We start from the raw sequence: 26,634 nt of genomic DNA on the forward strand, positions 1-26,634 counted from the left end.
CACCGGCAGGGTCACGATGCACGGACCGGACCGAGCGTGATGCGGTCCGTGCGAAATAGGGAAATTCCCATGACTATCGAGAAGACCATCCAGACCGTGAGGGACTTCTTCGCCGCGATCGGCCGGGTTTGGTCGTCGGCTCCGCGAGGGGAAAGATCAAGGCCACGAACAAGACGTTCGAGGACGACTGGATCTTCGCCATCACGGTCCGGGACGGCAGATTGACCAACATCCGGGAATACGTCGACACACAAGCACTGGCACGCGCCTCGCAGATGGACGCGTCCGGATCGGCGTAGCGCTTGCCGTCTGCGGCCATCGAATGGGGTGGACGGCGGATCAGCCGTGGATCGCCCCCTCGCACGCTGGCGCTCGTCGAATGCTCAAACGAAAGGAGATCTCGATGTACGACCAATCCAAGCTATCCGAGTTGATCCGGTTCGCACGCGCGGATGCGGGCTTCACCGTCATCGACGTCTACCCGGGCGACGGCGACTGGACCCGCGTCTTCTCAGACATCGTGGGACCCCAAGGACGTGTCTACAGCTTCGTGCCGGCCGAAGTCGCCCACTTCAAGGACGATCCGGTCGGCCGCATGCGGACGCTCGCGAAGGAGCCGGGCCGAGAGAACGTCGAAGCCGTCTCGGCGGACCTTGTGGCGATGCCGGAGGTCACGCAGCCAGCGGATGTTATATGGCTGCATCTGTTCTATCACGATCTCCACACCGCTCTGATTCAAGCCGGGGGCGCGACGGCGGCCGACTTCAATCAAGCCGTCTACGAGCGGCTGAAGCCCGGTGGTTCCTACGTTATCGTGGACCACGCCGCCGCCGTTGGGGCCGGCACGAGCGAGGCACAGTCGCTACATCGGATCGAGCCTGCATCCGTTCGCGAGGAGGTGGAGGCGGCCGGTTTCATCCTGGACGCGGAAAGCACCATGCTGGCGAACAAGGACGATCCGCACTCGAGCAAGGTGTTCGATCCTTCGATCAAGGGCAAGACCGATCACTTCGCCTTTCGGTTCCTGAGGCCCTGACAGTGAGTCATCCGCCCCACAGTGGCTCAGCTCCCGCAAGCGTGAAAGCGTTGCCGTTTCCACACGGAGGGCCTTGGCTGTCCGTTCTCTTGAGCAAAGGTGCTGGTGTAACGCAGCCCTCTTGAAGAGGGATCGGAGAAGATTGTGAGCTATCTCACTGCCTATAATCTGGCGCGATACGCGACACGCGATGCCGAATGCGCTCACGCTCACTCTTTTGTCGCTCCAAGCCGGCTAGCGAACGTCTATCAAGGACCGCTCCTTCGCCCGCTTTGAGGTCTCGTTGCCCGCAAGGTAGACTGCTCGCATGACCTTCAAGCTTATCTTCCTCGGGACCTCGGCCAGCGTGCCCTCGGCCGAGCGCAATCACCCGGCGCTGCTCGTTGAAGCCGGCAGTCAACGGGTGCTGGTCGATTGCGGGGAAGGCACCCAGCGTCAGCTTCTGCGCAGCGGCGCCGGATTCAGGCGACTTGATCGCCTGCTCCTCACGCACGCGCATTTCGACCACGTGCTCGGGATTCCAGGCTTGTTCTCGACGCTTCGGCTCCGGCAGAGCAAGAACCATGTGACCATTTATGGTAGCGCAGACACTCTTGACGTCGTCGCCCGCATGCTCGCTGGCCTTTGGGGTGAGGGACGCGCGCCGATCCCGCTGCAACTCGTGCCGCTTGCCCCCGGACGCGTGTTCGAGGTGGATGAGTTCACCGTCGATTGCTTTCAAGTTCGCCATCGCGACACCGACAGCTATGGCTTCGTCTTCGAGACGCCGGCGCGTCGTCACCTCCGTTCGGACCGCTTGGCAGCTCTCGGTGTGCCAGACGGTCCGATCCGGAAAGATTTGGCCGAAGGCCGCTCAATTTCTCTTCCCGACGGCCGAACGATTGCTCCCGAAGCAGTCCTCGGACCACCCGAGGCTGGCAAGAAGCTGGTCATTGTAGGCGACGCCGAAACCACTGATGGATTGGCCGACAAGGTGAGCGGCGCCGACCTGCTTGTCATCGAAGCCACATTCCTGCAACGAGATGCAGCGATGGCGCGCGACTACGGACATCTGACAGCCGCGGAGGCAGCATCGCTGGCAGCGACCAGCGATGTAAAGCAGCTCGTTCTTACGCACATCTCCGGCCGCTATTACGACGAAGAAATTCTCGCGGAAGCCGTTCAGGCGTTTGCGAACAGCCTTATCGCAACGGATTTCACCACCCTCACCGTTTAGTGGCAGGGCCATGACATTCAGAATTGGCGTCATCTCGGACACGCACGGCTTGCTGAGGCCGGAGGCGGCGCATTGCCTGGCCGGGGTCGACCACATCATTCATGGAGGGGACATCGGTAGCCCTGAGATCATCACGGCGCTTCGCTGTATCGCGCCGGTTACCGCGATCAGAGGAAACGTAGACACCGGTGGCTGGGCGCTGCCATACGCGGAAACCGAGCTCGTACGTCTTGCCGGGCGAGCAATCTACGTGCTTCATGATCTCAAGACGCTGCAGATCGACCCGGTTGCTCACGGCATCGACTTGATCGTGTCCGGTCACTCGCATGTGCCGGGGATGGAGACAGTGGATGGCGTGCTTTATTTGAATCCGGGCAGCGCTGGCCCGCGACGGTTTAAGCTGCCTGTCACCCTTGCGACGGTCGACATCACTCGAGACAGCATAGAGCCTTCGATATTGAGCTTGGCAAGCGGCTGAACCAATTCAGCGCGCACACCACGCCCGCACCTATATCCGAGTGTCTCCTCGATTTTTCACAAGATGGCAGGCGCGCCGTAACGCGGAGACACGCATTCTTCGCGACTTGTTTAACGGGAGTTCTCGCCGCGTGCGGTGATGGACTGATCCGTCATTTCTGGCGAAACGCTGAGTGGAACGACACAACCAGCGGGCCTAGAATGTAGTCGAGCGCCGTGCGTTGCTCGGTAACGATCATGACTGACGCCGGCATGCCCGGATAAAGCGCGATCTGTGGGGCGGCCGCCAATTCCACGGGATCGACCGCTACGTCCGCGAGGTAATAGGGAAAGCCGGTCTTAGTGTCGGTAATGCGATCCGCCGAAATGCGGGCGACGCGTCCATGAATTATGGGTATCGAACGCTGCTTGTATGATGTGAAACGAACTTCGGCGGCCATGTCGGGACGCAGGTTCGATATATCCTCGACGCGAACCTGTGCCTGGACGATCAGTGAATTCTCGGTCGGCACGATGTCAAGGATGGTCTGGCCCGGCGCCACGATCGCACCGATCGAGAAAACGCTGAGATCCATCACTTGGCCATCATAGGGTGCACGCACTTCGGCCCGGTCCATGGCGGCCTGGGCGGCGAACATCTTGGGTATGAGGTCGGACAGGTTCGATTGCGTATCGATCAGCATGGCCGACAATTTGGTCCGGCGCTCATTGGTCAATTGTGCGATCTGGCTCTCGAGCTCAGCTTTGCTCTGTTGGGTGCCGCCGATGGCGCCGAGATTATCATCGATCAAGCCCTGCAAATCCGAGGCCGACCTTTCCAGTTCCAGGACGCGTGGTCGGGTCGTCAAACCGGCCTTGAGCAGCTTCGACAGGCTGGCCTTCTCGCCGATCGTCGATTTGAGCTGGGCCCGGTAGGATTCGACCCGAGACTGCTTGCCCCGTATCTGCTCCTCGAGCTCGGCAATGCGCCGCTCGAGGATCTGCCTTGCGCCGGCCATCGAGGCGCGTTGGCTTTCCAGATCGGCGATCTGGTTTGCCATTGCGTCCTTGAGGTAGTCCTGGTGCTCCTTGAGGATGTCCTTGGGAAAGGCAACCGCCTGGCTGCCGTCCAATTCGGCTCGGATCCTGGCATCGGTTGCGCGCAACAGTGCATATTGCTGGGCATAGAGATTGAACTCGGACCGAATCCTGGTGTCATCCAGCTTCAGCATTATGTCGCCCTTCCTGACGACGTCGCCATCCTTAACGCGGATCTCCTTCACCGTACCGCCGTCGAAGTGCTGGACGCTCTTGCGATTGCCTTCCACCTTGACGATGGCATCGGCGAGCACGGCACCGTTCAGAGGGGCAAAGGCCGCCCAGCCGCCGAAAATGCCGAAAAAGGCCATTATGATCAGCAGGCCAATATAGGCCGGCACCCGGATGGAATCCGGAGCCAGGATGCCCGACTCGCCAGGCAGGCTATGGTAAGTGAGGGCACTGTCGCTCATCGATCTCTCCGACCACAGCTCATTGGGTCGCCACCGCCATTGGAGCCGCGCGCTGGTTGAGCAGCGCCACGATCTCGTTTCTCATGCCGAACGCCTCGACGGCGCCATCGCGCAACAGCAGGATCTTGTCGACATTCGCCAAGGTCGAGGGCCGGTGCGAGACGATGATAACAGTGCTGCCGCGGCGCTTGAGCTCGATCGCGCAGTCGCTCAGCGCGCGATCGCCATCGGCGTCGAGATTGGAACTCGGCTCGTCGAGAATGATCAGTTTCGGCGTTCCAAACACCGCCCGGGCAAGAGCAATCCGTTGCCGATATCCTCCCGACAGCACGGCGCCGCCCTCCCCGATCTGCGTCTCGTAGCCCTGCGGCAGTCGGATAATCATCTCGTGTACGCCGGCGAGCCGCGCGGCCTCGATCACCTCCTGGTCGACATTGGTCTTGAAGCGTCCGATGTTGGCGGCGACGGTATCGGAGAAGAGTTCGATATCTTGCGGCAGGTAGCCGATGTGATCACCTAATGCGTCGTGCCCCCATTGCGACAGGTCGGCGCCGTCTAGCCTGACTGTGCCGCGACTGGGTTGCATGACGCCGGCAAGGTGGCGCGCCAGGGTCGACTTGCCGGCACCGGAAGGGCCAACGATTCCGAGCGCCTCGCCTGCTTCCAACCGAAACGACACGTCGCGCAGAAGCACTTTCTGCTGGCTTTGAATTGCAAAGCTTACCTGCTCGACGGAAATCATGCCGCTGGGCTTCGGCAGGTTGAACGCTCTTTCGTTGCGCGCGCCCCCGTCGACCAGCCTCTCGACCCTTGCCAACGCTGCCCGCGCCAGGATCAGGCTGCGCCAGAGGCCGACGATCTGCTCGACAGGCTGCAACCCCCTGCCCAGCAGGAGGCTCGCCGCGAACATGGTGCCGCCGGTAATCTGCCGTTCGATGACCAGATAGGCGCCGAGGCCGAGGATCAGCGATTGCATGGTGAGCCGCAGGAACCGGATGAGGCCCGACATCAAGGCGGCACGGTCGCTTGCCTCCGCCTGGCGCCGCAGCGCGAGGTTGCGGTCGCGCCCCCAGCGGCGGATGAGACCGTCGATCATCCCCATGGCGCGAACGACTTCGGAGTTCCTTAGGCTCATCTCGGTGAAGTTATAGTTGTTCGTCGCCAGCTCGTTGGCCTGCTTCAGCGGCGAGCGCACGAGATACTCGTTGAGCACGGCCATGCCGATCAGGAGCAGCGAGCAGCCCAGTGCGAAGAAGCCAAGCCACGGATGCAGCAGGAAGATGATGCCGATGTAGATGGGCGACCATGGCAGATCGAACAAAGCGTGGATGCCACTGCCGGTGATGACCTGCCTGAACGTATCGAAGTCGCGGATCGGCTGGCTCGGCGAGGAGCCGGGCGATGGGGCCTCGACGGACGCGGCGAGGATCTTTGCCGAAAGCAGACGGTCGAGCCGGGCGCTGGCACGCGTCAGGATCCAGGCGCGAACCAGGTCGAGACCCGCCAGCGAAAGGAAGGCTGCCAGCAACACCAGGGTCAGCATCACGAGCGTGGTTTCGCTGCCGCTGGTGACAACCCGGTCGTAGATCTGCAGCATGTAGAGGGGGGAAGCGAGGTAGAGCAGGTTGATCGCGAGGCTGAATGCCGCCGCAACCAGGAAATAGCGGCGGCATGCCCGAAGCGCATCCTTCACAATTCGAGACTTGCTATCCACTTCCAGAACCCCACTCGATACTCGTCAGGTCAGGGAGCCGCCGTAGCCGGCGGCCCTTTTCGCTCACACCACGAAGTCGCTTGAAATCGCTCCATTGCCGATGCCGGTCAGCGTGAATTCCGCCGGATTGTACGAAACGACGGTATGACCCTGGCCATCATCGGCAAGCTTGAAGGCGTTCGCATCATAATTGCCGACCAGATGCAGCGCGGCGCCGTGGGTGCCGTCCGAAACGGTCAGCGTTCCGCCGCTGCCATCCTGGTTTGCCTGATAGACGGCCGTCGTTCCCGCACCGAACAGGATATCGCCGAGGTCCAGCCTGTCATCATTGGTGATGCCCCCGATCCGTCCGCTGTAGTCGAAGGAATCGTCGAGTTGCAGCGTGCCGGCAGCGTCGTGTCCGAAGGTGACGTCCGTCGACGAGGCGCCGCCGAATTCCAGCTTCGACAAATTGCCGATGGTGGCATCGCCGTCGCCGGTAACCTGGCCGTGGATCACGATGTCGCCGCCATTGGCCCAGAGCATGCCTGAATTCGCCAGGCCGCCGGCGACCGTCAAGCCGCCCGAACCCGTTGCCTCGAGCGTTCCGGAGTTGGTGACGATGCTGCCACCGGTATCGATGATCAGCGCGTGCGAGCCGGTTGCGATGATGGTGCCCTGGTTGTCGAGGCTGAGCATGCCGCCGCCCAGCTGGCCGGCGCCCGAGATCGTGTTGTCGACGTTGACCAGAGTGACGTCCGGCCCTGTGCCGGAAATCATGTTGGCGGCGCTGTCGGACAGCAGGATCTGCCCGCCCCCCTGCAAGGTCACGCCGTGCTGGATGACCTGCAGCAGCGTATCGCCGCCGGTCGAGTCGAGCGAGATGAGGCCGCTATTGTTGATAATGCCGCTGAGCGGCAGCAACGCACCGTCGCCGATCGTCATGGTGCCTGAATTGTTGACCACCGGCGTCTGGTCGAACACGAAATTGCTGGCTGTGAGTGCGCCCGAATGCACGCCGTCCAGCGTGATCGACTGTCCGTCGCCGAGTGCGATCACCGCATTGCCGTTGGCATCGTCGGCGATATGCGTCTGGAGGTCGGCGAAGTCCGCCAATCCGTTATAGCCGATGAGATCGATCTGGTCGGCCGCGGCATCGAAATTGTGCACCGTGTCGGCGCCGATCGGTTGCGAGAAGACGAAGAGATCGTTGCCGTGCGAGCCGGTCAGCACGTCGTCGCCGGACCAGGCAAAGATCGGCGAACCCGGTGCGTAGGCCTCGACATTATCGGCGATCGATGCGGTGCCCGTGGTGCCGTCGGCATTGATCCAGGTCATCTCGACATCGAGCACGGCTGCCCCGGTGAAACTGGCCGGCGTGGTAACGGTCAGCCCGTGCAGGTCGTTGGTCTGGATCGTCCAGCTTCCGTCGGCGTTGTGGATCGCGCCGTCGATGGTCCAGCCCGAAGGCACATCCTTCACCGTGACGGTGATGAGCGCGCCCTCATGTGATGGGTCGGTGAGAGCAAGGTTGATAGGCTCGCCGGAGGTGCCGGCGGGGGCCGTGAACTTGGAGCTGCTCCCACCGCCAGCATTGGTCTTGAATGTCACGCTGTCCACAGCCGTACTGGAATTGTGTGCCGAGCTGTTGTCGGTGACGACCGCGCTTATTTGATGAACAGAGTTGCTGACTGGGAACGGAGGCGCGCCGTCGATAAATGTATGGACGTAGTCTCCACTCACTGACCCAGCAGCCAGTTCCGCAGCGGTCATCGTATAGATGAGAACGGGCGCACCGCTAGCGTTGTCATACAATTGAACGCTCTGAATACCGCTGGCATCCGTCGCATGAACAGTGAAGGTCGACTCCTGTTGGCTCGACGAAAGCTGGTGGCTTATCGAGACGTTCGGCGGTGTAAGGTCGCTACCCGTAACGCTGATCGTCGCAGTAACGCTACTGGTATCCGCGCCTCCATTGGCCGTACCGTCTCCATCCACCAACGTGTAGGTCACCGTCTTGGCGATGGTGGCGCTGGTCGCGTTGGCATAGAGGATATGATCGGCGAGGGCCTGCGCTGCCGCCTGCGTAGCAGCGGCGTTGAAGGTCACGACCAGATTCGACCCGTTCGTGCCGCCGGTGAAGGTACCAATGAGTGTGCCACCATAGCTCACACTGTTGCCGCTGACGGTGATCTGGCCAGCGCCGGGGGCTTGATTCTGGATGGTCAACTGGTCCGTGAGCGCGCCGTTTGCCGTGAACCCGACAGTGAGCGAGCCGCCGCCGAAGTTGATGGAGTCGATGTCCGTTACTGTTCCCGCAGGAGCGATGGCAGCGGCGGCAGATCCAGCTGTATAGTTCAAGGTCGTCGAGAATCCAGCTGAAGCGCCGTTCAGATCTACTACAGGTGCATCGTTGGTGCCGTGTATGGTGACGGTGATGACCTGCGAGGTGCCGTCAGCCGTCGCCACCGTGATGCTGTCGGTGTAGTCGGTGCCGCCCACGAACTCGTTATGGGCGCTGCCCATGGCGTAGGTCCAGTGACCCGTAGCGTCGATCGAGAACGTGCCGTAGCCGTTGCTGCCGGCCACGTTGGTCTGCACGACAAAGGCGTTCGAGCTGTCGGGATCAGTGGCAACCAGGGTGCCGCCGGTCGACTGCGCCGCATTGGCCTCGGTCACTGCGCCGTTCGCCGTGCCGGTGATGACGGCCGCGTCGTTGGTGCCGTGGATGGTGATCGTCACCACCTGGGCGGTGCCGTCGGCGGTATGAGCGGTGAAGGTGTCGGTGGTCGTGTCGCCGACATTGAGCGCCTGGACCGTGGCGTTGCCGTTGTCGAGCGTATAGGTCCACTGGCCGTCGGCGCCGAGCTGATAGGTGCCGAGGCCGCCGGTGCTTGCCGTGCCGGCGGGAGCCGTCTGCCAGCTGTCGGTCGCATTGTCGACATCGGTGTCGTTGAGATCGCCGCTCGCCGTCGGCGTCCCGGGAATGGCGTTGGCCACGCCGCCGGCCTCGGTCACTGCGCCGTTCGCCGTGCCGGTGATGACGGCCGCGTCGTTGGTGCCGTGGATGGTGATCGTCACCACCTGGGCGGTGCCGTCGGCGGTATGAGCGGTGAAGGTGTCGGTGGTCGTGTCGCCGACATTGAGCGCCTGGACCGTGGCGTTGCCGTTGTCGAGCGTATAGGTCCAGACGCCACCCGTGGTCATCTGATACGTGCCGTAGCCATGGTCACTTGCATGTCCGGCCGCGACGGCCTGGAATGTATTGGGTGTGTTGTCGACGTCGGTGTCGGTGAGCGTGCCGCTCGCCGTCGGCGTCCCAGGAACTCCATTGCCGACGCCACCCGCCTCGATCACTGCGCCCGTAGAGACTCCGGAAATCACGGCCGCGTCGTTGGTTCCGGCGAACTGTACCGTGGCGGTTGCCCAACTGAGCGTTCCATTGCCGAGCCGAATTGAATAGATAAACGTGTCAGTCAGGTATTGCCCTGCATTCAAGTTTTGTAATTGCGTCTTGAAAGCCGCTGTTAAGGTAGCCGCGTCGTATCCAACGAGTCCGTCGGATGTGATCCAGATTTTCGCGCCGTTAGAACTTGTGTCGGAGCTGCCGATTTCGCTCCGCGCCGAGTCTTGTGTCAACAAATCAGCAGCGGAGTATCCACTCATCGCGCCTGTATTGTTGATCCCGTTGTCGACCGACCAAAGCGTCTTGGCGTTCCCGCCGAGATCGTTGGCCATCACATTCAGGAAGATGGGCTGAGAACTATCCTCATTAAGCCCGGTGGTGCTGCTGGTGAACAGGTCGTCCTTTGCCTGCGGTGTATTGGAGAATGACGCCGTGGTGCCGCCGGCACCGGTGACCTGAGTAGCCATTTTCAACCCCTGTTTCTGTAGCAGACGCCCCAACGCCTGTTTGTTAATAGTCCTGTACGACCACGCTCTGTCCGAGCATCGATCCCAAAGTCGCCACACAGCTGGGTTGAAAGCGAGTGCGGCGCATCATCAGCGAGCCTGCCGGACAAGCAGTGCCGGCTGGAGCTAGCGGATGATGATCGCATGATGGCGGCTGCGACGGCGTTGTCGCAGCGCTACGTCTCCCAACCCAATTGCATCGCCTAAATCGCCGGTTTCCGATCAAGAGATTTTAGACAATGCTTATATTAGGAGATTATTAACTCTACTGGGGAGGAAGCGTCAACGTCCAACTTGGGCGAACGGTTAATATTCAACATGAAGGAGCTGCAGCCACCCGGATCGGCTTGTGAGATCGAACGAGCGCACGCCTAATATGAGCCAGCGCGGCAGAAGATGCGGGGCAGGGTAACGAGAGCCCGCCAGCGCACTAACGCTGGACCTTGACCGCTGCCACGGGCGAGCCGGACATCCGGAAGCCTCACGCTCCAACGCAGATCACTCCAAGGATGACAAGGCGCGAAGCAGATCTTGCCTTTGTGCACGCCGTTTTACGCCGTAGCCCCCTTCTTAAAGGTCTTTACCTCGTAAGGGACTTGGGCAGATCGGACTTGCCAGATTGGAGATGAAGATACCAGTTCAGCGAAAGTGAGATACGACACGAGAACAATTCTCGATGGCGAAAATCGCCGCCGAATCTACGCGATTGCCGCTCCTTCACTCCCACTCGATGATCAACCGGAATTTCAACACACTGATTTTGCTACCCAATTTTTTTCCGAAATTCTATAATACCGTCCCAAATACCGTCGGATTCTTACGCTGTTGAAAACGCTACAACAATGTAGTCGCTGTCGCAGCATGCATCCTTTTGACTGCATCATTTCCGGTAGCGCCTTCGCAGCGCCAAACAGAAAGGCGCGTGGACGCCATTTCGGCGGATCCATCGGACCCGGTATGCAAACCGAGACTGGACAACGGCTGCTTGGTTTCGCATCCGTTTGGCCCACGGAGCACCGACGAATTTCCTACAATTCGACTGTATACGAGCTTTGGACTATTCGCAGCCTGTTGGCGAATGACCGCATTGGTGCCGCAAGCGGACGAGCCGGTCCTGGGACGAACTAGCCAGAAAGGCCATTCCGCTGGCACCCCATTGGCCGCAACGACATTGGTTGCGATCCCGCAGGTTGCAGTCATTTGAATCCGGCCGGCGGGGTAATGCCCAATTCGGTCTCCTTCGGCCCAAACCAGAAAAGCTGCTATCACCGCTGCTCTAGGGTCGCAGCAAACTTTAGATAAACCGCGCCACGCAGAGCCCCCGTTGTCTGTTTTTCAGACATGTGCTAGATTCGAGTCGGATAAATGGACATGCGAGGTATCATCATGTTCCCTGCTCAAGCGTTTGAAGACGCAATCCGAAATGAAATCAGTACGGCCATCAATGACCGTCCTGCTCCACGTGCGGCATGGGAGCCTGCGGTCGACTCGCTCGTGATGGTCCGGGTTGTTTTGCGCATCGAGGAAGAGTTCGCACTCGACCTTCCGGACGACGTAATGCCAGCTGGTGGCTTCCGTAGTGTCGAACACTGCGTCGTGACCGTCATGGAGACATGTCGTGAAGCGTGGAGAGTGAGCCAGCCCGAAACCGAGGAGGTGTAATATGGCACGGACCCCTGTTGGATTCGCAGGTCCAAACCCGGAGGCCGTTCGGCTCGGCAAGCGCCTCAAGGACGCGCGTGAATATGTGGGCATCACACAAGAAGAAGCGGCAAACCACCTGAAAGTCCGCCGCTCGGCAATTTCGGAAATGGAGGCGGGCAAGAGGGGGGTCGGCGCCCTCGAAATGAAAAGCCTAGCCGTTCTGTACGAGCGGCCGACATCCTGGTTTACCGGCGAATCCGAGCAGCTGCACGTGCCCGAAGACGTCGCATTTCTGGCGCGCACAGTAAGCGATCTGTCAGAGAACGACAGGGGTGAGCTGGCAAGCTTTGCGGAATTCCTGCGCTCCCGTTCGAAGGTGAACAAGAATGGCTAGGGCGCCCACGCGCGACGCAGTCCTGAAAGGCATGCGGGCAGCGCTTCGCCTGCAGCGCGACCTCGGCCTGGATCAAGGCGCCGCGCGAGGGCATCGCGTGGACGTATTCGGTTCGATCTACCGACAGAACGTCCCCTTGCTTTTCCGGAAGCTTGAACCGCTCTTGGGGGCTTATCTGCGCGAGGGCGGCAATCCAGGGATCATTCTGACGACGCGCCGTCCGCTTGGCCAACAGCGCTTCACTGCTGCGCACGAGCTTGGCCACCATGTGCTGAACCACGATCCCCATGCGGATGATGATAGTATTCTGCGCCGGTCGCCGGATCATGCTCGGGACTACATCAACCTTCCACCCGCCGAGCAAGAAGCCGATGCTTTCGCGTCATACTTCCTCGTGCCTGACTGGCTGATTACGGCACTCATGCAGCGTCACCATTGGACGCCGCAGCATCTTCAGAAGGCAGACGTCGTCTACCAATTGGCTTTGCGCGTTGGCGCAAGCTATCGCGCGACACTCTACGCGCTAGTGCGCAACAGGGTTATTGGGGCCGGAATCCGGACGCAGCTTGTCAAAGCGCAACCAGCGACGATCAAGCGTGCACTCGTGCCCGACTATCCAATTGGGTCCACGCAAAACATCGATGTGTGGCACCTGACGGAGCGAGACGAGGGTACGGTGATCGAAGCCGGCCGAGACGACTTGTTCGTGGTCAAGCTGCGCGAAGATAGCAACGCCGGTTACGTCTGGAATTTCGACGAACTGGAAATGGCCGGCTTCGCGATACTGAAAGATGGCCGCGAACAGGTCACCGAAGGGGTGGTTGGGGCTCCCGCGATCCGGCATGTGCTCGCGCGGGCTTCAGATGCGACCGTGCACGGAGTCTATACTTTGTGGGAGCGCCGGCAGTGGGCTCCGGACGACAATCCTAAACGATGGTCGTTCGATTACAGACCTGTCTATTCGCACGATGCAGGATTGTTTCGCCCCTCGTTCAGACACGCGGGCGTTGCGCGCTGATGTTGAATGTCGTCGCCGATCTCAGAAACCAGCTTGAGCCGGCTCGCGATCAAGGTCGCCGCCCAACCTGCCTGTCTTTCGCGGCGAGCGCGACCCACCGAGCGGCGCATAAGCACCCGACCCAGTTGTCTCCTGAATGGCTTTATTACCACGCAACGCGACGTGATGGGTTGCAGCCGGACCAAGGCTCGACGATTGAAGCGACGTGTACAGCGATCTTGAATGACGGCCAACCAGATGAGGAGTTCTGGCCTTATCAAGATCGCGAAGTTTGCCTCAATCCCTATCAACCGGCCGGGCAACGCCCAGTCGTCGTCCGCTGTGATACCGGTCAACGAAGCAGCGATTCTGATCGCTGGCGCTCTGAGATCGACTCGGGGTCACCTGTCGTCATCACATTGTTCATTTCGTCCGCATTTTACCAGCCAGCACGGTTCATCGGACCGGAGGCGCTGATGGCGGAAGATCATATTCCAATCGATCCTACACTGGCGCACGCGGTCGTCCTAGCCGGATACGGCTACGTTAACGGCGCATCGCATTTTCTGGTCCGCAACTCCTGGGGACTGAGATGGGGATGGGCGGGCTACGCCTGGTTTTCCGAAACCTACCTCACCCGCCGCTTTGCTGGCGCCTTCGTCATCCAACATGGAGCATCCGACGATGTATAATCCTATGACGCCCGCACCCACCCCCGTCTCCGCATGGGTTAGGGCAGCCCGCCGGCTCAAGGCCGACGGTGATCAACACGGGCTTATGCTCCATATCGAAAATCCGACCGGATTTTCGCCAGGAGAGGACGAGATTGTGTGTCAGGTCGACGCGTTTCTGCGCGATCATGACAGATGCTGCGTCAGCACGGTCGCCAATACGATCTTCCCTGCCGCCCTTGATAGAGGCGACGGCATCGACGCGCTGACGAAGCGTTACATGCAGGTCTACGAGCGCCGCATGCATCGTCAGGGCGAGTGGGGTCGCTATTTTCAGCGTATGGTCGCCTGGCCGAACGGCGGCGGAAGGGGTGCGGGAACCGTCAATCAGCTTTCCGCGAATATCGAGACGCTGCGGGCGATGAGAAGCGGAGAAGCAAAGTTCTTCGGCAACGTGACAGAGATCGCCCTCTTCGATCCGGCTCGCGATCTGCGAAAGAAAATGAACCGGCAATGCTTGAGCTTCATCGAGCTAAAGCCCGAGCGCCAGGGAAATATCTGGCGGCTCAGCATGATGGCCGTCTATCGCAACCACTATTACGTCCAGCGTACGCTTGGTAATCTCATTGGCCTCGGCCGCCTGCTGCAGTTCATCGCCAACGAAACGGGTTTTGAGATTGGGACGCTGACAATCCAGTCCACGCATGCGTGTCTCGATCCAGACCTGCAACGCGGCGAGATTTTCGAGTTGATAACAGCTTGCGACGGTCCAACAGGCCTGGCGGCCTAGTCGAGCCGTAGCAGTATGCAACATCGGGTTGGCGCTCGATAAATCTGCGCCCGTATACGAAATTTAGGGGCTGCAATCAAAGGAATGATTTTATGAACGACGCAAAGCTCCCCGCCTTTGAGGATATCGGACAGATCGAGGTGGACTTTCTCGGCCAACGCATCGTTATCGGATGCATCGAGGGAGAACAAGAAAAGGCTCTTCGGCTTGCCAAACGCTTTGAAATTGACGCTGGCGAAGTGACTAAAGCGGTCTCCGCGGAAATCGAGCCGATCCAGGCGATGCTGATGGCCGGCATCTTGGCATATGAGCAACTTGAGCAGGCGGAGGCGGGCTATAACAATGGCGCCGATCACAGCTAAGAATCGAAAGGCGAGCCCGGAGAAGCCCCGCATTTCGATGCGGTCGCGACAGCGAGCACAGTATGAGCACGATCTGCACAATCACTTGGACATATTGTCGCTGTCGCGCGCGGATCGCCTGAAGCATTACGGCTTACATTTCGCGAAATACGCGGGACGGTTTGCCCGGGGTGATGCCGAAGTCAAAACCAGAAGCGAAACGCTCGTCGACGCGTTTCTCGTTGTGCTGAGCGCTGCAAATGCGCTGAACCAACGATTGCCGGATGTAGGAACCGGGGGATTGGTCGGTGGTGCGACCTCCGACCTCGCCTTTACCGACCACGCCGGACGTTTTGCCGATGCATGCGAGAAGATCGATCATCTCGAGGAATTCCGTGCGATCGCCCTTGCTGCAAACGCCGCGCTTTCAGAGTGGATCGTTCACAGCGCAAAAGCGGCTGATTTTGATCTCGACGCTCTCGTGGACGATCGTCGACGACAGCTTGCGCGCAGGCAGGTTTACGCTCAGGAGACTTAATGTTTCTATCGGGTAAGCTCATCGCTGAACATGGCGGCGGCTGGATCGCACCATTCGCCCCGCAGCGGGTCGATTGCGCAGCCTATACACTGCGGATCGGTGACGAAGCTTTCATCAGCCCGGAAGGTCGAGACACCCGCAAGCCGGGCCTGGTTCAACGCTTAGGGCACAAGGCGGCTATCGTAATACCGCCCGGGCAGTTCGCCTATTTGACCACGCGAGAGTTCGTAACGCTCCCGAATGACCTTCTCGGCTTCATCAACATGAAGAGTACGCTAAAAAACAGCGGTCTTGTGAATGTAAGCGGATTTCACGTCGATCCGGGCTACAAAGGAAAGCTTCTGTTCGCTGTCTTCAACGCAGGACCGCAGACAGTGACGGTGCGGTGCAATCAGGACGCATTCCTGATCTGGTTTGCGCGTCTCGAAGGCGCGACGGAACAATACGCCCGGCAAAAACCGGGATTTCGGGAGATCGACACGACTTTGATGGGATTACTCCCCGCCGAGACCGCATCGCTGAACTCCATCAACAAAAGGATGGATCAAATCGAGCGACGCATTTCCTACGCATTCGGTATAATGACACTTGCTGGCGGTGTTGCGGTTGCTGCGGTTGCCGGCGTCATTGCGAGCATGGCTTTTAAAGCCTTAGGAGGACCGTGAATGGCAGACGCTTTCATTCTTAATGAACATTTCAACGGTGGCGACCGTGCTACAATCGAGACGATCCTGCAAGGGGCAGGTTTCAATCCACGATACGATGTTCCGAGTGACATGTCCTCAGTCGACCCGGACACTGACATCGGCGTCGTCGGGCTCCCAGCAGTCCCAGGAGATCTCGGCACCATAGATGCGCGAACGATGGCGTTTGCCGGTGCTGGCATTCGGGTCGTGGCGATTTGGCTGCACACGGACCAGGAGGGCACAGGCGGTGTTCCCGCTTCGATCGGGAAATACGCTACCACAGTTGACCGCGATTCTGAAGTCTTGATGCCGACTCTAAAGGGCGAGACCGATGTCTGGGAACAACCAGGCGGGGAGAAAAGACCAAAGCCTCACACCAAACGCAACAAGTGTTGAGCCGTGAGCCGAATCTACTCCTACGTCGTCGAACATGACCTTGGCTTTGCACCGAACCCGTTCTGGGGTGTATGTACGCTAGCAAACTGCAAACCGATAATCCGAAAATTCGCTAGCGCAGGCGACCTCATAATCGGAACAGGTTCGGCTGACCTGCGGGCTACCGGCTACCTCGTCTACTGGATGCGAATATCGGAAATCACCTCCTTCGATGGCTATTGGTCAGACCCGCGCTTCGCGCGCAAAAAGCCAAACATGAACGGCAGCATGATGCATCGCTACGGCGACAACATCTACCACACGGCGCACGACGGCACATTCCAGCAGATCGACTCTTTCCATAGTGAAGACGATGGTACTCTGAGTGTCAGAAATCGGAAACGCGATACCGGTAACACGGAAAAAGTCATGCTTGCGACCGACTTCGCATACTTCGGAAAATCGGCTCCGGTTATCCCTGGACACCTGCGTTTTCTGATCAAAAAAGGGCCAAGCCACAAATGCCGTTTTCCCGACGGGCAGCGGGCCGCTATTGAGGGTTGGCTGAAGACGTTGCCCGAACGCGGGTATGTCGGTGAACCTGGACATTGGTGACGCTGAAGCGTTTGGCGCCTTCAGCGCAGCTGCAGTTCTCTGATCAACCGAGCGTTTTGCCCCGAATTACCTGTTGCCGACGAGCAACAGCGGGAGGAAGTTCAGCCGCTGCGATTCCTTATATCGTGATCATCTGGCAATCTGCCCTGGTGGGGGATTCGCGATGGATGGATCGACTCTATCACTAAACGAATATCAAGATTTAGCGCTCAAGACGGATCGAACAGGCCTGAAATCCAGAAATTTGAGCCTGCCAATCCTTGGATTGTTTGGTGAAACCGGCAGTTTACTTAGCGAGGTGAAAAAGAAGCAGCGGGACTCCAAAGCCTACGACTCGTACGAAAGCGGTGTGATCGAGGAATTCGGCGATGCGCTTTGGTACCTGGCGGTCATTGCAGCCCATGCAAATATCCGGCTAGCTGATATTGCAGAGGAATTCGAGTTCGGTCCTAACGAGGCGCTTCGCTTCGTGAATCTGCAACCGCAACAAACGCTTAACCTCGCAGCTCCCACGACGGAATTCGCACGAACGCTTCTGAAACTGGCCAATTCGGTAGGCAATCTTACCAATAGCGACGGTGAAGCTCTGTCAGACTGCGACCCAATCGCTTTTGCACAAAAGCTAAAAATGATTTTCCGCAATTTGGTGCACGCGGCCAACGAGGCAGGCGTGACCTTGGGGGACGCGGCGGTTCACAATCTGCGGAAGGCGCAGGATCGCTGGCCAACGGACCGCATTCCCCCTCCGCTGTTTGATCTGGAATTCCCCTCTGAGGAGCAGCTGCCTCGAAAACTCGCGATTGAGATTTTCGAGCGCAATTCTGGCCCCAAACAATACGTTTATCAGCGCTGCAACGGCGTCAATATCGGGGACCGCCTCACCGACAATAGTGTCGTGGAAGACTTCTATCGCTTTCACGACGCTTTTCACTATGCCTATGCAGCCATCCTTGGTTGGTCGCCGGTAACGCGGGCCCTATTGAAGCTCAAACGGAAGAGCAAGACCAAAGTCGATGACGGCGAGGACGGTGCCCGCGCGATTATTCTCGAAGAAGGTGTTGCGGCCTACGTTTTCGCGAGAGCCAAAGAACATCAGTTCTTCGAGGGACGCGATGAGGTTGATTTCAACCTGCTGAAGACGGTCAGGAGTTTCGTCCAGGGTTTTGAAGCGGAGCAGTGCCCGCTGTGGCTTTGGGAAGAAGCGATCCTGAAAGGAAACGCCGCCTATCGCTTTTTGCGACAGCATCGACGTGGGCGCCTCATCCTTGATCTGGACAAACGTGATATGATGGTGGAAGAGCTTGCGCCATGAAACCAGCTGACTTTGTCGAAGAACTCGCGTCCTACCAGTTTGCCAACGCGTTCAATCCCTACGCCGATGCGTGCCCAGAATTTGACGCCGAAGATGCGCCAGGAGTCCGTCGGCGGAACCTGGAAGCCGTCTTAAGTGCAGCAATCGAGAGAGGAGTTGATTCCTTCTGGATTGCTCGAGATCTTGGCTATCGGGGCGGTCGCCGAACGGGCCTGGCATTAACTGACGAGGCGCATCTTGATTGGCACTCAGAACTTCTCGGTACTGAACCACTCATGAGAGCGACTAAAGGCCCCCCCGTGGCCGAGCGCACCGCCACCGTTGTATGGCAGATGCTGCGCTCAATCGAACAACCGATCTTTCTCTGGAACGTCTTTCCGTTTCATCCGCATGGCCCCAATGAGCCGATGACAAATCGGTGTCATACCCGTAGCGAGCGATTGGCATGCAAACCCTTTTTGGAAGCGCTGATCGACACCTTGCAGCCGAAACATCTTGTTGCCATTGGACGCGATGCCCAAGCAGCTTTGGTGGACCTCGGCCTTGAGGCAACTGCGGTTCGTCACCCTAGCTATGGAGGGCAGAGCGAGTTTATAGGCCGCCTTGAGGAATTCTACTGCGTCCGCTCTAAGCCCGCCCGGGAAACCCAGCTACATCTGCTCTAACCGTTTCGTTCTCTCTACCGGCGTGCCGGGGCCGAAACAAAGTGCGTCGCCATGTGGGTGTAGAACACGCCTGGCGCAGGGCTGGACTTTCAGAGTAGAGTTCACCTCGGAAGAACATTCGGAGCGTTGACCGCGGCAGTATTGACCTGATGACGTTGGTCTGCCTCGTCGATGCTGGGGAGGCGAATTCTCGACGCGTGGCTCGCGTGAGGCTGTCTAATTGAGGCCTCAGTTCCGCGTTTTTCCCCGAGCCGGCCGAAGGGAAACAGAGGACGTCTGCAGTCTGCATCGTTCCGGGAGTTCGCATCGAAGGCGGGGACAATCGTTTCGTTGCCACTTCCTACTGCACGAAGCCGACCACGTGCCGGCGCAGGAAGCCAGACCTGCCCGCCGAAAGGCTGGTACATCTACCGCGGGTATTACCAGCGGATCACGACGACTTTTTCAGTCCCGTTGGCGAGTTCGACAGCCTCGGTGCCATCTTGCTTGCGGCTCTGGATTTTGGCGCTCTCAACGGCTTCAACATTGGCGGCATTGGCCGCAAAAGCCTCATCGATCTCGGCGACACAGACCAAAGTCTCAGGCGGTAGGTCCTTTATTTGGTCCAGCAACTCGCGAACATTCATGGCGAATCTCCTTGGCACATGCGGGGAGCAGATACGTGCTTCGCAGATGCGAAACCATGGTTCTTGAGAAAAGTTCCGTTCACCTGGGCACCGATCAAATTTGCGGCGCGAGAGCATCGGCGTCAGGGAAGTTTGCTCCTTAACGCGCCGCCATCCCGCTGGGCGCTTTGTGCTCGGACCGGGGGAGCCTTTCCCCTCACCCGGCCCGTTCGCGCGCAGTCACGTCCTTGCCTGAACCGACGGAGCGCTCCTAGGCCGCATCGAAGGATTCTCCGCCCCAAGCGCACGGGGTCCGCTTGTTTTGCAGTTGCAGCGGCACGGGATCTTGCGCAGTGGTTTTCCAGGAATCAGCCTTGTGGAATCCGATTCAAACCCGGACCATTGAGGTCATTCAGCTCGCCGCCGGCCGATGATCCGCGCCGAAATACCGCTCATTCGTCTCACCACAACCTCACCGAACAGGCGTTCGCTGACGCGGCGGTACTGATGATTTGGGCGGTGATGCCACCTTTGCCGAGCGGTCGTCGCAACAAGTCCACGAGCTCCAGAGCTGCTGGTTGCTTTCAGCGTTTGAGCATGGCCGAAATGCCGTGCCGGATAAGAGGAAAATGTTGGGCGAACCTAAGAGCCGCATGGCGTGCAAGCCGTGCCGTCAGTCGCTCGCTTGAGTAGAGTCGGACGAGCATATTCGTACCATGGTAGAGCGGCGCCGCGGACAGGCGAAGCCGCCTTTCGTATCCGTGCAGCATGTCGGGATCGGCAATGTCACGGCCGTCCCGACTTGCAGTCAGGATTGCATCGGCGAGTTGCTTTTGGCTGCTGAGGCCGATGTTGAAGCCATGCGCCGTCACGGGGTGCATTCCGATAGCAGCGTCACCGATGAGTGCGGCGCTCGGAGCCCTGAATTCGTGCGCCCAAGTGGTGACCAGTGGATAGGTGTGGCGGTTGCTTGCCAATGTCATTTCACCGAGACGGCCTCGACACCGCTTCGTCAATTCCCTGACGAACAATTCGTCGCTGAAGGCAAGCAGTCTGTCGACGTCGCTTGAGGGCAGAGTGAGCAGCAGCGAGGACACCCCCTCCCCCAGAGGCAACATCGCTATCGTTTGATGATGATCGAACCATTCGGTTGCCACATGGTGATGGTCGCGCTCGTGCCGCACCCGACAGATCAGCATCGAGTGGCCAAGCCGGTTGATGTCGGCGCCGATGCCGAGCAGATCACGCGTGGGGGACAGGCGCGAGTCCGCGGCAACAACAAGCCTGGCGCTCAACTGCATGCCGTCGGAAAGCCTTACCACGGCTCCTTTGTGGCTGGTCGTTGCATCGATGACCGAGTGGCCGCACAGGAGCTCTGGCTGATCACGCATCCGAACGATTTTGAACAGCGCATCGCGAATGCGGCAGTTCGGGACCAAAATTCCGAGTGGTTCTCCACACGCCCTTGGAGCATCAACACGCAGTGCGAAACCGCTCGAACCGTTAAGCACGCGCGCGCCTCGAAGTGGTGATTTGTCCGAAGCGGGAATGATATCCCAGGCGCCGAGCTCCCGAAGGATTCTGATCGAGGCATGAGTCAGCGCGATCTCGCGACCGTCGAAAGCCGGATTGGCCAGTCTTTCCAGGGCCTGCGCTTCAACAAGCGCCACCTTGAGTTTGCTCTGGGCAAGCGACGCGGCGAAGGAAAGTCCGACCGGCCCCGCTCCAACGACAATGATGTCGAAGCTGTAATCGGACTCGGCCATCAACATGGCGCCATCGCGTAGGCTCTCCAGTGCCCAAGCACGAACTGCGAAATCAAAGACGCCTTTGATGCTAGTTTAAGCACGACGCGCGCGAGCTATGGCCGCCTAAATAGGTGGCAAGCCGCCTCATCAGCGGCAGATGCTCACAAAGCCGTTGCTTGACGGCTGAAGCTGGCAAATAAGCATACGATCGCGCCGTTGCAGCGGCGCGATCTCGCGATCCTGGGCACGGAAGTGCTGCTGCTGCTGAAATTGCTGCCGCCTCAGCCTGTTCTCCAGCATCAGTGATTCGTTCTGCTCGACCAGCGCATTGCGATTGGCGGGGTTAAGGACTGGTGCCGAGGCGACTGGACCCGGCAACGCCGCCGTTCCCAGCATTCCCGACATAAAGATTGTCAATAGGCGAAATCGCGACATCCATTCACTCCTGCAAACAAAACGTTGGCATACGCATGCCATGTTCAGCATCCACCTCGACTTCGCCACGCTCGCTCAGCCGAAAGAGACGCCCTGCCATACCCGTGGAACAATCGGGCAAAAGGCTCGATGTGTGGGTGTTGATCCAGACCGATCGCGAGGCGCTCGGCGGCGCGATTAGTCGACCTAGGCATGGTTTCTCCTTGAAAGACTGACCCATGAAACCACACCGATGAGTAGATAACCCTGATCTGGGTCAATGGGCGTGAGAAATCCGGCGACCGCGGTTAGACGATCAACGCCTGCATATTGGGCGGAAGGGGCGACGTAATCCTGCCGCGACACAGGCTTTTCACAGATCAGCGTCAACCGGCGGCAGTGAAGCTGCCCTATGCAACCTCATTCCGCGCGGTCGTCTGCGGAGCGGCTTGAATCAGCCTTCTGGCTTGTCGTTATGGTCGAGAAGGATACGCTCTGCTGCCCCGTCGAGATCCTCGTATTGACCGCTTTTCAACGCCCATAGGAAGCCCGACAGCCCAAGCGCGCCGAGGAGCAGGGTCCCAGGTATCAAATAGGCAAGCGTCGTCATTACAGCTGTGCCCATCCGCCATTGTTGGAGTGTCTATCATCGGCAACAGTTTCCGCTGGTGTGTGCCGAACAAAGCCTTCCAGGCGCAATGCATTCCCGATGACTAGCAGCGACGAGGCGGACATCGCGATTGCGGCGATCAACGGTGTGACGTGCCCCGAGATAGCGATCGGGACTGCCACCGCATTGTAGACGATTGCGATTGCGATGTTCTGCCGGATCAGATTTCCTGCTTTGCGCGAGATGTCCAGTGCGAGCGGCACCGCCAGGAGGCTTTCGCGCAGGAAGACGAAATCCGCCGCGTTGCGGCCAACATCGGCGGCGGTGGCCGGTGCGATCGAGACATGCGCTGCGCTCAGCGCCGGCGTATCGTTGAGGCCGTCGCCAACCATCAGAACCTTGTGCCCAACTTTCGCGAGGGTCTCGATGCGTTCGAGCTTGCCGGATGGCAGCAGGCACGGAACGAAGTCGTCGACTCCGAGTGACTTCGCAACCTCGGCACAGGCTGCCGCGGTATCGCCCGACAGCATCTCCACGGGAACCCCGGCGTCGCTCAATTGATCGATGGCCGCTCTGGCGTCGGCGCGCAATGCATCCTCGAAAACGAAGCATGCGGCGATCATCCCGTTTCTCGTCAGCACCGTTCCGCCGTAGCCGTGTTTGCCTTCACCGCCGGTTCGAGTCTTCCAGCCAGCCCATCCGCGTCGGCCCAGTCGCCAGGTGCTTCCCGCGTCAGTGGCTTCGATTCCAAATCCCGGATGCTCGGTGACGGCATCGAATTTGAGCTGCCCGCCAGGAATGGCAAAGCCGGCTATGGCCTTTGAAAACGGATGGCGGGAATGCGCGGCCATGCCTCCCGCGACTGCCAGCATGCCCGGATCAATCGAGCCCGCATTGACCAGCCGGGGCTGGCCAAGCGTCAGCGTTCCGGTCTTGTCGAACACTGCAATGTCCACACTTGCCAGGCGTTCCATGGCGGAGCCGTCCTTGACCATGATGCCGTTCTCGAACAGGCGCCTTGCGGCGACCACCTGCACGATCGGCACAGCGAGGCCGAGCGCGCACGGGCAGGTGATGATCAGAACGGCAATGGCGATGGTTGTCGCCCGGTGCCAGTCGCCGGTTGCCACTATCCAGCCCAGGAATGTCACGAAGGCGGTGAGATGAACCATGGGCGCGTAGAGCGCCGAAACGCGATCAGCGATGCGGCGATAGTGCGCGCGGCCGCCCTCGGCGGCCTCCATGAGCCGAACCATTTCTGCCAGGAACGAATCCTTTACGGCAGCCATCGCCTCGATGGTCAACGGGCCGGTAAGATTGAGCACACCGGCCTGCACGACTTCGCCCGGCGCCACGTTTTTCGGCGTGCTTTCGCCTGAGGCCAGCGAGCAGTCTAGATCCGACGCCCCTTGAATGATCTTGCCGTCGACGGGGATCCTCTCACCGGCTGCAATCAACAACCGCATGCCGGGTTCGATCTCGCCGACCGGGAGGTAGTGGCGCGCGCCGTCGCCGCGCAGCACCATGGCGCCACGCGCGGCGAGCTGCGACAGGCCTTTCACCGCGGTGCGGGCACGTTCGCGCATCACGTGATCCAGCGTGCGGCCGATCAAAAGGAAGAACAGCAGTGATACCGACGCGTCGAAATAGGCGTGATCGCCATGGTTGATCGTCTCGTAGAGGCTCATCGCGTAAGCGAGCGACACCCCAACCGCGATTGGCACGTCCATGTTCATGCGGCCATGGCGCAGTGCATTCCAGGCCGAACGGAAGAAGATGCCGCCGGCGAAGGCGAGCGCCGGGATGGCAATCAGCGCCGAGACCCAGTGAAACAGGTCGCGGGTAGCCCCTTCGGCGCCGGACCAGACCGAGACCGAAAGCAGCATGATGTTGCCTGCGGCAAAGCCCGCGACAGCAACGGCGCGGATCAGCTCGGCAAGCGTCTTGTCATTTTTATCGATCTCGGCGGCGAACAGATGCGCCTCGTAGCCCAGCCGTCCCAGTGAAGCGACGAAAGGCGGCACCTTGTCTCCACGCCACCGGACCGCGACCCGCTTCGTCGACAGGTTGACACGCGCGCCTTCGACATTATCGAGTTTCGCCAGCGCCGTCTCGATCGTCCGGATGCAGGCTGCGCAATGAACCATCGGCACTGAAAGATCGGTCTGACGAAGATCGTCGCCAAGCGAGCGGCTCGCGAGCCTGATTTCCTGGCTGGATGGCAGCACCGATGCCGCGCTGCCCAGGTCCAGCGCCATTTCGGCGCCCGGTGCACAACAGCTCATTGTAGCGCTCCATGGGAGATCATGATCCGGCGGATGTCGCGATACGGTTTATCCAGGCCGGCGTCGGCGTCGATCTCGACGATCCAGACGCCGTCCTTGGGCATATGCTGCGCGGCGAATTCCTGGCCGGAGCCGAGCTCGAGCATGACAGACTCGTCCTCTTTCTCGTAAGCCGGATGACGAAACAGCATTTTGACGCCGTGCAGGGGAACTGGCTTGCCAGCGGCATCGGTGAGGCTGTAGCGGACTTCACCCCATGCGATGGTCAGCTTGCCGGTCCAGCCAAGGGCTGCCTGTGCCCGTCCTTCCGTGGCCTTCTTGTTGAATTGCTGGCTCGCCACATAGGTGTTTTCGACGACAAGGCCAGTCCAGCTTGTGCTGGCGAGCGTCGCCATGGTCAGATTGACCGCGATGACCACGCCGAAAAAGGCGAGAATGATGGCCAGCATGTGCCTGCCGGTAAATTCACGAGGCTTTTGTACATTGGCAGTCATCTGGGGGCCTCCGGCGCGTTGAAGGTGGCGGTGTACTCGTTCGACTCGAAGCTGGCTCTGTCCTCGACGCGGAACTTGAAAGTCTGCGCCGGCGCGCGGATCTGGTCCGCCGGCTGGCGCACAAAGACCTTCAGCATTTTCAGGCGGTCGGGTTCCACCGGAATGGCGAAAGAGCGGCGTGCCGGGATGTCGTCGCCGACGACGACCATGTCGGCGCCTTCAAGGCCCTGCATGGTGACGACGAGCGTCCGCGGCTCGGGGATCATGTTGAGCAGCTTGACGGTATAGCCGTTGCGGATGGAGCCATCGGATAGCGTGACGAATTGTGGATTGCGGTCATGCAGCACGTTCAGTTCGAGCAGATCGCGCGTCAGCAGCGAATAGAGCAGGCCCAGCCCGATCAGCGACCACAGGCCCATGTAGACGTAGGTGCGCGGCCGGAAGATCTTGCGAATGTGAAAATGCGCCACCTGATCGGAGAAGGTGCCGCCAGCGGTCCTGACGAGCGATGGACTGACTGGGCTGGAGCCGCCTGCGGTCGCCAGCATCATGTTGGCGTTGTAGTCGGACAGCGTCGCATAGGCGATCAGCCCGCGCTCCTTGCCGAGCTTGTCCATGACACCGTCGCAGGCGTCGATACACAGCGCGCAGGTAATGCATTCGAGCTGCTGGCCGTCGCGAATGTCGATCCCCATCGGGCAGACCGCGACACAGGCATTGCAGTCGACGCAGTCGCCGACGGAATGCCCCGAGGCTTGCACCTTCTTCGCATGACGCGAGCGCGGTTCGCCGCGCCAGTCATTGTAGGTGACGGTGAGCGAATTCTCGTCGAGCATGGCCGCCTGGATGCGCGGCCATGGGCACATATAGGTGCAGACCTGCTCGCGCATCAGCCCGCCGAACGTGTAGGTGGTCGCCGTCAACACGGCGATGGTGATGTAGGCGACAGGCGCGGCGGTACCGGTGAAAAGCTCGCCCACAAGTGTCGGTGCATCGGCGAAATAGAAAATCCAGGCGCCGCCGGTCGCCGCACCGATGACCAACCAGACGGCGTGCTTCGATACGCGCAGCATCAGCTTGCGGGCGGTCCAGGGACTTACATCGAGCTTCATGCGGGCGTTGCGGTCACCCTCTATCGCGCGTTCGACGACGAGGAACAGATCGACCCACACCGTCTGTGGGCATGTATAGCCGCACCAGGCACGGCCGACAGTCGACGTGATCAGGAAAAGGCAAACGCCGGCCATGACCAGGAGACCGGCCACGTAGAAGAATTCCTGGGGCCATATCTCGATGAAGAAGAAGTAGAAACGCCGATTGGCAACGTCGAGCAGCACGGCCTGGTCCGGGGCAAATGGACCGCGATCCCAACGCAGCCACGGCGTCAGGTAGTAGATGCCAAGCGTGATCGCCATCACCAGCCATTTGAAGCGGCGAAAGTTGCCCGAGGCGCGCTTTGGGAAGATTTTCTTGCGTCCGGCATAATGCGGCTGGCGGGTATTCGAGGAATTTGGGGCCGAGCCTTCGAGCCGTTCTGTTCGCGTATCATTGCGCACGTGCGTGCCACTCCCATCCGATGTCAGAAGGGGTATTCGTGCCGCATCGATAAGCGACGCAGCCGAAATG

25 protein-coding genes and 1 pseudogene are annotated in these 26,634 nt (G+C 59.8%); 16 read left to right on the forward strand and 10 right to left on the reverse strand.

Annotated features, from left to right (window positions below):
- Positions 1-116: 116 nt before the first annotated feature.
- From MESAU_RS26975 to MESAU_RS26990, 4 genes and pseudogenes are all read left to right on the forward strand, one after another.
- Positions 117-299, forward strand: a pseudogene (locus MESAU_RS26975) (nuclear transport factor 2 family protein); the annotation flags it as partial.
- A gap of 104 nt (positions 300-403) precedes the next feature.
- The gene (locus MESAU_RS26980; protein ID WP_015319207.1) at positions 404-1,036 is read left to right on the forward strand and encodes a class I SAM-dependent methyltransferase; all 633 of its coding nucleotides are present in this window, start codon (positions 404-406) and stop codon (positions 1,034-1,036) included.
- Between the two features lie 307 nt (positions 1,037-1,343).
- The gene (locus tag MESAU_RS26985) at positions 1,344-2,252 is read left to right on the forward strand and encodes a ribonuclease Z (RefSeq protein ID WP_015319208.1); all 909 of its coding nucleotides are present in this window, start codon (positions 1,344-1,346) and stop codon (positions 2,250-2,252) included.
- A 10-nt stretch (positions 2,253-2,262) separates the two neighbouring features.
- The gene (locus MESAU_RS26990) at positions 2,263-2,730 is read left to right on the forward strand and encodes a metallophosphoesterase family protein (RefSeq protein WP_015319209.1); all 468 of its coding nucleotides are present in this window, start codon (positions 2,263-2,265) and stop codon (positions 2,728-2,730) included.
- Positions 2,731-2,881: 151 nt separating this feature from the next.
- On the opposite strand, the gene MESAU_RS26995 is transcribed toward MESAU_RS26990, so the two are convergent.
- The 3 genes from MESAU_RS26995 to MESAU_RS27005 form a co-directional block, all read right to left on the reverse strand.
- The gene (locus MESAU_RS26995; protein ID WP_015319210.1) at positions 2,882-4,219 is read right to left on the reverse strand and encodes an HlyD family type I secretion periplasmic adaptor subunit; all 1,338 of its coding nucleotides are present in this window, start codon (positions 4,217-4,219) and stop codon (positions 2,882-2,884) included.
- A gap of 19 nt (positions 4,220-4,238) precedes the next feature.
- Positions 4,239-5,933 carry a type I secretion system permease/ATPase gene (locus MESAU_RS27000; RefSeq protein ID WP_015319211.1) on the reverse strand — a complete coding sequence of 565 codons (1,695 nt, stop codon included), beginning with the start codon at positions 5,931-5,933 and terminating at the stop codon, positions 4,239-4,241.
- A 63-nt stretch (positions 5,934-5,996) separates the two neighbouring features.
- A complete protein-coding gene (locus MESAU_RS27005) occupies positions 5,997-9,785 on the reverse strand; it encodes a beta strand repeat-containing protein (RefSeq protein WP_015319212.1) in 3,789 nt (1,262 codons plus the stop codon).
- 1,410 nt (positions 9,786-11,195) lie between these two features.
- On the opposite strand from MESAU_RS27005, the gene MESAU_RS27010 reads away from it, so the two are divergent.
- From MESAU_RS27010 to MESAU_RS27065, 12 genes are all read left to right on the forward strand, one after another.
- Positions 11,196-11,486, forward strand: a complete 291-nt coding sequence (locus tag MESAU_RS27010; protein ID WP_245262907.1) for a hypothetical protein — start codon at positions 11,196-11,198, stop codon at positions 11,484-11,486.
- A gap of 1 nt (position 11,487) precedes the next feature.
- Positions 11,488-11,862 carry a helix-turn-helix domain-containing protein gene (locus tag MESAU_RS27015; RefSeq protein WP_013533237.1) on the forward strand — a complete coding sequence of 125 codons (375 nt, stop codon included), beginning with the start codon at positions 11,488-11,490 and terminating at the stop codon, positions 11,860-11,862.
- 31 nt (positions 11,863-11,893) lie between these two features.
- Positions 11,894-12,880 (forward strand): ImmA/IrrE family metallo-endopeptidase, encoded by a 987-nt coding sequence (locus tag MESAU_RS27020; protein WP_245262908.1) that lies wholly within the window; start codon positions 11,894-11,896, stop codon positions 12,878-12,880.
- Positions 12,880-13,551, forward strand: coding sequence for a C1 family peptidase (locus MESAU_RS27025; RefSeq protein ID WP_013533239.1), 672 nt, complete (start codon positions 12,880-12,882; stop codon positions 13,549-13,551). The genes MESAU_RS27020 and MESAU_RS27025 overlap by 1 nt, the downstream gene beginning before the upstream one ends.
- Before the next feature lie 4 nt (positions 13,552-13,555).
- A complete protein-coding gene (locus MESAU_RS27030) occupies positions 13,556-14,320 on the forward strand; it encodes a hypothetical protein (protein WP_245262909.1) in 765 nt (254 codons plus the stop codon).
- A 92-nt stretch (positions 14,321-14,412) separates the two neighbouring features.
- Positions 14,413-14,682, forward strand: coding sequence for a cell division protein ZapA (gene zapA / locus MESAU_RS27035; RefSeq protein ID WP_013533241.1), 270 nt, complete (start codon positions 14,413-14,415; stop codon positions 14,680-14,682).
- Positions 14,663-15,199 carry a hypothetical protein gene (locus MESAU_RS27040; RefSeq protein WP_013533242.1) on the forward strand — a complete coding sequence of 179 codons (537 nt, stop codon included), beginning with the start codon at positions 14,663-14,665 and terminating at the stop codon, positions 15,197-15,199. The genes zapA and MESAU_RS27040 overlap by 20 nt, the downstream gene beginning before the upstream one ends.
- Entirely contained in the window at positions 15,199-15,864 is a 666-nt protein-coding gene (locus tag MESAU_RS27045) for a dCTP deaminase (protein ID WP_013533243.1), read from the forward strand. Before MESAU_RS27040 ends, MESAU_RS27045 begins: the two co-directional genes overlap by 1 nt.
- Positions 15,865-16,281: a hypothetical protein gene (locus MESAU_RS27050; protein WP_013533244.1), complete on the forward strand. Its 417-nt coding sequence runs from the start codon at positions 15,865-15,867 to the stop codon at positions 16,279-16,281.
- A gap of 3 nt (positions 16,282-16,284) precedes the next feature.
- Entirely contained in the window at positions 16,285-16,875 is a 591-nt protein-coding gene (locus MESAU_RS27055; protein WP_013533245.1) for an Nmad2 family putative nucleotide modification protein, read from the forward strand.
- Positions 16,876-17,038: 163 nt separating this feature from the next.
- Positions 17,039-18,187 carry a nucleoside triphosphate pyrophosphohydrolase family protein gene (locus tag MESAU_RS27060; RefSeq protein WP_013533246.1) on the forward strand — a complete coding sequence of 383 codons (1,149 nt, stop codon included), beginning with the start codon at positions 17,039-17,041 and terminating at the stop codon, positions 18,185-18,187.
- Positions 18,184-18,852 carry a uracil-DNA glycosylase gene (locus tag MESAU_RS27065; RefSeq protein WP_013533247.1) on the forward strand — a complete coding sequence of 223 codons (669 nt, stop codon included), beginning with the start codon at positions 18,184-18,186 and terminating at the stop codon, positions 18,850-18,852. Before MESAU_RS27060 ends, MESAU_RS27065 begins: the two co-directional genes overlap by 4 nt.
- A 419-nt stretch (positions 18,853-19,271) precedes the next feature.
- Here the strand turns inward: MESAU_RS27065 and MESAU_RS27070 are convergent, their stop codons facing one another.
- From MESAU_RS27070 to ccoG, 7 genes are all read right to left on the reverse strand, one after another.
- Entirely contained in the window at positions 19,272-19,478 is a 207-nt protein-coding gene (locus MESAU_RS27070; protein WP_013533248.1) for a hypothetical protein, read from the reverse strand.
- Between the two features lie 563 nt (positions 19,479-20,041).
- The gene (gene ubiM / locus MESAU_RS27075; RefSeq protein WP_013533249.1) at positions 20,042-21,229 is read right to left on the reverse strand and encodes a 5-demethoxyubiquinol-8 5-hydroxylase UbiM; all 1,188 of its coding nucleotides are present in this window, start codon (positions 21,227-21,229) and stop codon (positions 20,042-20,044) included.
- A gap of 123 nt (positions 21,230-21,352) precedes the next feature.
- The gene (locus MESAU_RS27080) at positions 21,353-21,640 is read right to left on the reverse strand and encodes a hypothetical protein (RefSeq protein ID WP_013533250.1); all 288 of its coding nucleotides are present in this window, start codon (positions 21,638-21,640) and stop codon (positions 21,353-21,355) included.
- 433 nt (positions 21,641-22,073) lie between these two features.
- Positions 22,074-22,229, reverse strand: coding sequence for a cbb3-type cytochrome oxidase assembly protein CcoS (gene ccoS, locus MESAU_RS27085; RefSeq protein WP_013533251.1), 156 nt, complete (start codon positions 22,227-22,229; stop codon positions 22,074-22,076).
- Complete coding sequence (locus MESAU_RS27090) at positions 22,229-24,514, reverse strand: cation-translocating P-type ATPase (RefSeq protein ID WP_013533252.1); 2,286 nt, start codon at positions 24,512-24,514, stop codon at positions 22,229-22,231. The genes ccoS and MESAU_RS27090 overlap by 1 nt, the downstream gene beginning before the upstream one ends.
- Positions 24,511-25,008: a FixH family protein gene (locus MESAU_RS27095; protein WP_013533253.1), complete on the reverse strand. Its 498-nt coding sequence runs from the start codon at positions 25,006-25,008 to the stop codon at positions 24,511-24,513. The genes MESAU_RS27090 and MESAU_RS27095 overlap by 4 nt, the downstream gene beginning before the upstream one ends.
- Positions 25,005-26,564, reverse strand: a complete 1,560-nt coding sequence (gene ccoG, locus MESAU_RS27100; protein ID WP_013533254.1) for a cytochrome c oxidase accessory protein CcoG — start codon at positions 26,562-26,564, stop codon at positions 25,005-25,007. The genes MESAU_RS27095 and ccoG overlap by 4 nt, the downstream gene beginning before the upstream one ends.
- Positions 26,565-26,634: the final 70 nt, after the last annotated feature.

Origin of the sequence: Mesorhizobium australicum WSM2073, assembly GCF_000230995.2 — a bacterium.
GTDB lineage: Bacteria > Pseudomonadota > Alphaproteobacteria > Rhizobiales > Rhizobiaceae > Mesorhizobium > Mesorhizobium australicum.